The following is a 7,001-nucleotide window of genomic DNA, read 5'->3' as shown; positions in this document are numbered from 1 at the left end:
GCTCGCCTTCAACGCCGTCCGCGACGAGGACGCGGACTTGGCGCTGAGCACGATGACGATCGTGCTGGTCGGGAGCCTGGTGCTGCACGGGGTGGCGGTGCCGGTGGCCGCCCAGCGGCTGCGCAGGGCGTCTCGGGCGCCACCACGCAGACCGATAGGGCAACACCCCAGACCCGCAGCGCCGTCCCCTCCTGCTCCCCCACCTGGGGCGCCCTCACCGCGGACCCGAGCCTGCCGGCCGGCTACTCGAACCCCGAGCCGGTCGACGTCTGCGGCTACGTCCCCAGCCAGCTCCGCACCGCCTACGGCGTCGACGCCTCCGGCCTGACCGGCTCCGGCGTCACCGTGGCCGTGGTCGACGCCTACGGTTCCTCGACCATGCTCGCCGACGCGAACCGCTTCGCGCAGGACCACGGCGACCGGCCGTTCGCGGCGAATCAGTACCAGGAGAGCGTCACCTCGAACCAGTGGACGCACACCACCGACGGGGTCTGCCAGACGCCCGGCGACTGGGCCGGGGAGGAGGCGCTGGACGTCGAGACCGTGCACGGCATGGCGCCCGGCGCGACCGTGCACTACTTCGGCTCGAACTCCTGCGCGGACGAGGACATCAACGCGACGTTGGCGAACATCGTCGACAGCCACGCCGCGGACATGGTCTCCTCCTCCTTCGGGGAGACCATGCACCGCGCCTCCGGCGCCATCGACCCGGCGCTGATCTCGCAGGCCACGCAGCTGTTCCAGTACGCCGCGTCCGAGGGCATCGGCTTCTACTTCGCGACCGGCGACTGCGGCGACGACTCGGTGCGGACCGGGCCGGGCTGCGACCCGCAGTCGGCGCGGGCCCAGACCGAGTGGCCGGTGTCCTCGCCGTGGGTGACCGGGGTCGGCGGGACCGCACTGGCGCTCGGGAACGGCGCGAGCCCGCTGTGGCAGACCGCGATGGGCGACCGGCGCTCGGCGCTGTCCGATGACGGCAAGAGCTGGACGCCGTTCCCCGGGGACTTCTACTTCGGTGGGGGCGGCGGCACCAGTGAGGACTTCCAGCAGCCCGCCTATCAGAAGGGCGTGGTGCCCGACGCCCTGGCCGGCACGCTCGGCACCGGGGCGAAGGCCGCCGCGCCGATGCGTACGCTGCCGGACGTCGCGATGGACGGCGACCTGCTGACCGCGGTCCAGGTCGGGCTCACCGACCCGACCAGCGGCCAGTACGGCGAGATCCCGGTCGGCGGCACCTCGGCGGCCGCGCCGATGTTCGCCGCGACCCAGGCCGACGGGCAGCAGGCCCGGGTGGCCGCGGGCGGCAAGCCGATCGGCTTCGCCAACCCGGACGTCTACCAGCGCGCCACGCCGGCCACCTTCACCGACGTCGTGGCCCAGCCGGCCGGGGCGCCCGCCGACATCTCCACGGTCCTGGACCTGGGCACCGACCAGCAGGGCAAGCGCCAGGTCCGGTTGTTCGAGCTCGGACACGACCAGGGCCTGACCGCCGGCGCCGGCTACGACCTGGCGACCGGTCTCGGATCCCCCCGGGAGGAGTATCTGAACTCGTTCAAACACTAGAAGTCAGGACGCGCGGTCACCCTTTCGGGGCGGCCGCGCATCCTCGAATCCTCCCGACGGTACGTACCGGTCATACGCACCGATTCGGGAGGGTTTGTTTATGTTCGGTCGTTTGGTCCGTCGTTCCACCTGGGCCGTCTTCTTGGCCGCCGGCGCGCTGATAGCGGTGTCGCAGGGTGCCGTTTCGGAGACGGCGCCCCATCACACCGGGGCGGCGGCCGAGCCGGCACGGACCCCGGCGCCCACCGCGATAGCCGCCACAACGCCCGCCACAACCCCCACCACGACCCCCGCCGCAACGCCACACATAGCCAGGCATCTGGCCATGCACACCAACCACATCCGGCTGACCGACGACGACACCGGCTACATCGGTCCCGAGAAGTGCTCCGACTATTACGGCGAATACACCGCCAGGACCGTCCCGAACGCATTCGGCGGCCTCAACCCCTTAGCCGTCTGCGGCTACACCCCCGCGCAGCTCCGCCACGCCTACGGCGTCACGCAATCCCATGACCGCGGCAAGGGCGTGACCGTCGCGATCGTCGACGCGTACGCCTCTCCCACGATGCTCTCGGACGCCAACCACTACGCGATGAACCACGACGAGCGTCTGCTCAGTCCCGGCCAGTACCGCGAAGTCGTCCCGGCGGCCTACAACCACCTGACCGACGGCGAATGCGAGGCGCCGGCTTCGTGGGCGGTCGAGCAGGCGCTGGACGTGGAGGCCGTGCACGCCATGGCCCCGGAGGCGAACATCGTCTACGTCGCGGCCGCGTCCTGCGATGACACCGACCTGATGGCGGCGTTGCAGACGGTCGTCGACGACCACCTCGCGACCATCGTCTCCGATTCCTGGGGCGGCATCCCGCACAGCGTCTACGGCGACGAGGATCCCCGGACCATGGCGGCGTATTCGGCGTTGTTCCAACGAGGCGGCGAGGAAGGTATCAGCTTCCTGTTCGCGACCGGGGACTGCGGCGCGGCGGACCCGACGACCCAGTGCGGGACCGGTTCGGCACGGCCGCAGACGCAGTATCCGGCGCAGGATCCGTGGGTGACCGCGGTCGGCGGGACCAGCCTGGCGATCGGTTCGTACGGCCGGTACGTCGGCGAGGTCGGCTGGGGCGACCGGCGATCGGAGCTGGCGCCGAGCGGGAGTTCGTGGTCGCCGTCGGCCGGGACCGGGCAGTGGCGCTTCGGGGGCGGCGGCGGGACCAGCGAGGACGTGCCGCAGCCCGGCTACCAGGCCGGGGTGGTGCCGCTGGGCTTGAGCACGACGCTGCTGACCGGGCAGCACACCGCCGAGCCGATGCGCGTGCTGCCGGACGTGGCGATGGACGCCGATCCGATGACCGGCTTCATGACCGGGGTCACCGAGAAGCTGCCGAACGGCAAGATCGGCTACGCCGAGTCGGCGATCGGCGGCACGTCCCTGGCCACGCCGCTGTACGCGGGTCTGGTGGCCGACGCGGAGCAGGCCGCGGGTCATCCATTCGGCTTCCTCAATCCCGCGCTCTACGCCCTGGCGGGTTCGCGGGCCTTCCACGATGTGACCTCGACCTCGCTGGGCTACGACGCCCCGCGCCGCGGCACGCCGCCGGCGCAGGTCGTCGACCTGGGCGCGGACGGCAAGGGGGCGCACCAGGCGCGGCTGTACCAGATGGGCGACGACGGCTTGCTCTCCTCCGGTGCCGGCTATGACGACGTGACCGGTCTCGGTTCGCCTTCTCAGTCCTACTTGCGCTCGTGGGACTAGCGACGCGTCTAGGATCAGTCCCCGGCACACGTGCTCGTTGGACAGAGCTGAAGAGAAACAGAGCTGAAGAGAAGAGGACCGGACTGTGGCTTCGGAGTCGTCGTTCGACGTGGTGAGCAAGGTCGAGAGGCAGGAGGTCGACAACGCGCTCAACCAGGCGTCGAAGGAGATCGCCCAGCGTTTCGACTTCCGCGGGGTGGACGCCGAGATCCGGTGGTCCGGGGAGGGCATCGAGATGAGGGCGAACTCCGAGGAGCGGGTCGCCGCGGTGCTGGACGTGTTCAAGGACAAGCTGGTCAAGCGCAAGATCTCGCTGAAGGTGCTGGACGCGTCCGACCCCCGGGTGTCGGGCAAGGAGTACCGGATCAGCGTCGCGATCAAGGAGGGGATCTCCTCGGAGGACGCGAAGAAGATCTCCAAGCTGATCCGCGACGAGGCGCCGAAGAACGTCAAGGCGCAGATCATCGGCGAGGAGCTGCGCGTGTCCTCGAAGTCGCGCGACGATCTGCAGGTCACGCAGTCGTTGCTCAAGGACCAGGACTACGACTTCGCGATCCAGTTCACCAACTACCGGTGAGGCGGACGGCGTCGGCGCGACCAGCCTGCCGGGACTAGGCGCCGGGAGCAGCCGGATGCGCCGGCGCATGCTGACCCCGATCGTGGCGGCGGCGGCCGTGGTGGCCGTCGCCGCCGTCTCGCACGGCCTGGTGCCGCGGGATCCGCCTCGCCTGCCCGGCATATCCCCCTTGTCGTTGCTGAAGAAAATAGGGAAGCCGGAGACGCAGGCGGTGTCGGGGACCGTGCGGCTGAACGTCGACATCGGCCTGCCGCGCCTGCCGAATCTGGGCAGCGGCGGCGGGGCGGATCCGATCCGGCTGCTGTCCGGGGTCCACCTCGTGCGGGTGGCCACCGACGCTTCCGGTCCCGCGGCACGGGAGCGGATCGGTTTGCAGGACACGCTGTCGGAGTACGACCTGTTCCGCGACGGCGGCGACCTGTGGGTCTGGGACTCGACGCACCAGACCGCGCGACACGGCTCGGTCGATGCTTTGACCTCAGCGCTGCTGTCGTTCGCCTCGCCTTCCGATCTGGCGAGGACGTTCACCGGTCCGACGGCACTTGAGACATTGCTCTTCAACACGGCGTACTCGACGCGGGAGACGACACGCGTCGCCGGCCGCGACTGCTACGTCCTGCAGATCACGCCGCGATCCGAGGGCACCACGGTCGGTTCGGTGAAGATAGCCGTCGACGCCGCGACCGGAGTGCCGCTGAGCGTCGCGGTGTATCCGACGGGGTCTTCGACCCCTGCGATCCAGGCCGAGTTCCAGTCGGTCAGCTTCACCGCGTCTGCGGCGGAACTGCGGTTCACCCCGCCGCCGGGCGCGAAGGTGGTCCAGGAGGCCACCCCGGATCTGCCGGCGAACCCGGTGCAGGGGGTCGGGAAGGGCTGGACCGCGGCGGCCGCGATCGGGGGCGTCGACCCGCAGAAGCTGATCGCCGGGCTCGGGACGTCGCACGGCCCGCAGAAGGAGCCGCAGGGTGCTGCCGCGGTACTGGCCGCGTTGGCGGGCACGCCGGGGACGCCGTTGCAGAGCTACCTGCGCATGATGATGGCCGCCGGGCAGAAGACGCCGGTCGGATTGGTGTGGAGCAGTCGGCTGGTCACTCTGGTGTTCACCCCGGACCAGCGGGTTTTCGCCGCGTTCGCGACCCCGGAGTCCTTGGAAGCAACCGTCGCGGCGGAGGTGGGGAGTCATTCCTAGCATCGAGCTGGCCCTGACGTTCCGGCGGCGTCGCAATCTGCTGATCCTCGCGGTGCTCGCCGTGCTGCCGGTCCTGCTCGGGGTGTCGGTGAAGGTGTCCGGGGTCGGGGCCGGGACCGGCACCGGGATGCTGAACCAGGTCGCCGGGAACGGGCTGTTCCTGGTGTTCGCCTCGCTGGCGCTGACCGTGCCGCTGTTCCTGCCGGTGGCGGTCGGCGTGGTCGCGGCCGACCAGGTGGCCGGGGACGCCGCCGACGGGACGCTGCGGACCGTGCTGGCCTGGCCGGTGGGGCGGAGCCGGCTGCTGGCCGCCAAGCTCGTCGCGGCGGTCGCCTACGCGGTGGCGGCGACGTGCACGGTGGCGCTGTCGGCGCTGGCCGCCGGCACCGTGCTGTTCCCGATGCGGGACGTCACGCTGCTCAGCGGGGCGACGATCCCGCTGGGCGCCGCCTTCGGCCGAGCGGTGCTCATCGCCGGGGTCGTGACCTGCTGCATGGCCGGCGTCGCGGTCCTGGGCCTGACCATCTCGACGCTGACGGACTCCCCCGCGACGGCGCTGGCCGGCACCGTCGGCCTGATCGTCACCGCCGAGATCGCCGGCTCCATCCCGCAGCTGACCCCGGTCCAGCCCTGGCTGTTCTCCTTCGACTGGCTGGCCTTCGCCGACCTGCTCAGGACCCCCGTCTACTGGGGCACCATCACCCACAGCCTGTGGCTCCAGGCCGGCTACGCGATCGTCGCGCTCTCCCTGGCCTGGGCCCGCTTCACGTCCCGGGATCTGGCGCTTTAGCCGACCCGCTAGCCGACTTGCTGATCGACCCGCCAGCCCACCCGCTAGCCCACTCGAGCACCACGCGCCTCACTCGCCCGGCGTACAACCCCGGGAACCCCGGGGATCTTCGCCTACGTTGGACCGAGGGGGGAAGGCAGGGCACGACAGAAAACGGGCAAGGACGTCGATGGCATCCACCACGCATCTCCACGGCCGCCACAACGCCGTCAAAACCGCGGCGCTGATGGCGCTGCTGTCGGCGGTCATCCTGGTCATCGGCAGCTTCTGGGGCAGCACCGGGGTCACGTTCGCCCTGCTCATCGCGGTGGCCACCAACGCCTACGCCTACTGGAACAGCGACAAGATGGCGCTGCGCTCCATGCGCGCCCAGCCGGTCAGCGAAGTCGAGCAGCCGGCGATGTACCGCATCGTGCGGCAACTGTCGACGCAGGCCCGCCAGCCCATGCCCCGCCTCTACATCTCCCACACCGACGCCCCCAACGCCTTCGCCACCGGCCGCAACCCCCAGCACGCGGCCGTCTGCTGCACCACCGGCATCCTGGACCTGCTCAACGAGCGCGAACTGCGGGGCGTCCTGGGCCACGAACTGTCGCACGTCTACAACCGCGACATCCTCATCGCCTCGGTAGCCGGCGCCCTGGCCAGCGTGATCATGTGGCTGGTCAACCTGGCCTGGCTGATCCCCATCGGCCGCTCAGAGGACGACGACGGCCCGGGCCTGGTCGGCATGCTCGCGATCGCCTTCCTCGGCCCACTGGCCGCCTCCATGATCCAGTTAGCCATCGGCCGCTCCCGCGAATACCAGGCCGACGCCTCCGGCGCCCGCCTCACCAACGACCCCCTGGCCCTGGCCTCCGCACTGGTGAAGCTGGAGCGCGGAACGCAGCAGCGGCCGCTGGCCCCCGAGCCGGAGCTGATGACCACCAGTTCGATGATGATCGCGAACCCCTTCCAGGGGGCCGGGATGTCGCGGCTGTTCTCGACGCACCCGCCGATCCCGGATCGGGTGCGGCGGTTGGAGCAGATTGCCGGGGAGAGTCTGCGGTAGGGCTGTCTGTCTGGCGGGTGCGGCGGTGGGTGCGGCGGTGGGTGCGGTTGCGGGTCGAGGCCGGAGATCGAG

Annotated in this window: 6 protein-coding genes; all 6 read left to right on the top strand. The window is 70.7% G+C overall.

All coding sequences use genetic code 11. The features are described 5' to 3' along the window. Window positions 1-1,563 (top strand): S53 family peptidase (locus IZR01_RS47085; protein WP_194927647.1); only part of this gene is annotated, 1,563 nt, incomplete at its 5' end. 112 nt (window positions 1,564-1,675) lie between these two features. Then, window positions 1,676-3,322: a S53 family peptidase gene (locus IZR01_RS47080; protein WP_194927646.1), complete on the top strand. Its 1,647-nt coding sequence runs from the start codon at window positions 1,676-1,678 to the stop codon at window positions 3,320-3,322. 85 nt (window positions 3,323-3,407) lie between these two features. Then, window positions 3,408-3,899 (top strand): YajQ family cyclic di-GMP-binding protein, encoded by a 492-nt coding sequence (locus IZR01_RS47075; RefSeq protein WP_194927645.1) that lies wholly within the window; start codon window positions 3,408-3,410, stop codon window positions 3,897-3,899. Between the two features lie 55 nt (window positions 3,900-3,954). Then, window positions 3,955-5,088, top strand: coding sequence for a LolA family protein (locus IZR01_RS47070; RefSeq protein WP_194927644.1), 1,134 nt, complete (start codon window positions 3,955-3,957; stop codon window positions 5,086-5,088). Between the two features lie 52 nt (window positions 5,089-5,140). Then, entirely contained in the window at window positions 5,141-5,878 is a 738-nt protein-coding gene (locus tag IZR01_RS47065; RefSeq protein WP_438939675.1) for a DUF2705 family protein, read from the top strand. 169 nt (window positions 5,879-6,047) lie between these two features. Beyond that, on the top strand, window positions 6,048-6,929 hold the full coding sequence (htpX, locus tag IZR01_RS47060) for a zinc metalloprotease HtpX (protein ID WP_194899239.1): 882 nt from the start codon (window positions 6,048-6,050) through the stop codon (window positions 6,927-6,929). The last annotated feature ends 72 nt before the right edge of the window (window positions 6,930-7,001 follow it).

It is taken from the genome of Catenulispora pinisilvae (assembly GCF_015356865.1).
Lineage (GTDB): Bacteria > Actinomycetota > Actinomycetes > Streptomycetales > Catenulisporaceae > Catenulispora > Catenulispora pinisilvae.
This window is presented reverse-complemented; position numbering and strand designations above follow the sequence as displayed.